Annotated in this window: 1 protein-coding gene; it reads left to right on the top strand. The window is 58.1% G+C overall.

Annotation, left to right across the window (positions count from 1 at the left end; all coding sequences use genetic code 11):
* Positions 1-105: 105 nt before the first annotated feature.
* A partial coding sequence (locus PQQ51_RS34385; protein WP_408501632.1) for an HTH domain-containing protein occupies positions 106-444 on the top strand: 339 nt, incomplete at its 3' end.

Genomic DNA, 444 nt, shown 5'->3' with positions numbered 1-444 from the left:
TGTTGATTTGCACCGAATTCTGACCCACCTGACGCGGTAATTTGCATCGAATATTGACCCACGTAGAACACACTGGCCCGCTCAAGCGACGAGCGGGAGAACGGAGTGATCGACATGGCAATATTGAGCATCATTCGACGCTGGCACTATCGCGATCATGTCTCGTTGCGCGAGATCGCCAAACGCCTCGGCGTATCGAGAAACACGGTCAGGCGCTATATTCGCGCCGGCACTGTGCTGCCGACTTATCCCGAACGCCAGAGCCCTAGCAAGCTCGACGGTTTCGCGGCGAAGCTCGCCGATTGGCTAAACACAGAAGCTAAGCGACCGCGCAAACAGCGCAGAACGCTCAAGCAGATCCACACTGACTTGAGCGCGCTGGGTTTCACCGGCTCTTATGATCGGGTCGCCGCATTCGCGAGGCGCTGGCGCCAGGAGCAGCAG

The sequence above is a fragment of the Paraburkholderia xenovorans genome, assembly GCF_046030735.1.
GTDB lineage: Bacteria > Pseudomonadota > Gammaproteobacteria > Burkholderiales > Burkholderiaceae > Paraburkholderia > Paraburkholderia xenovorans_A.
This window is presented reverse-complemented; position numbering and strand designations above follow the sequence as displayed.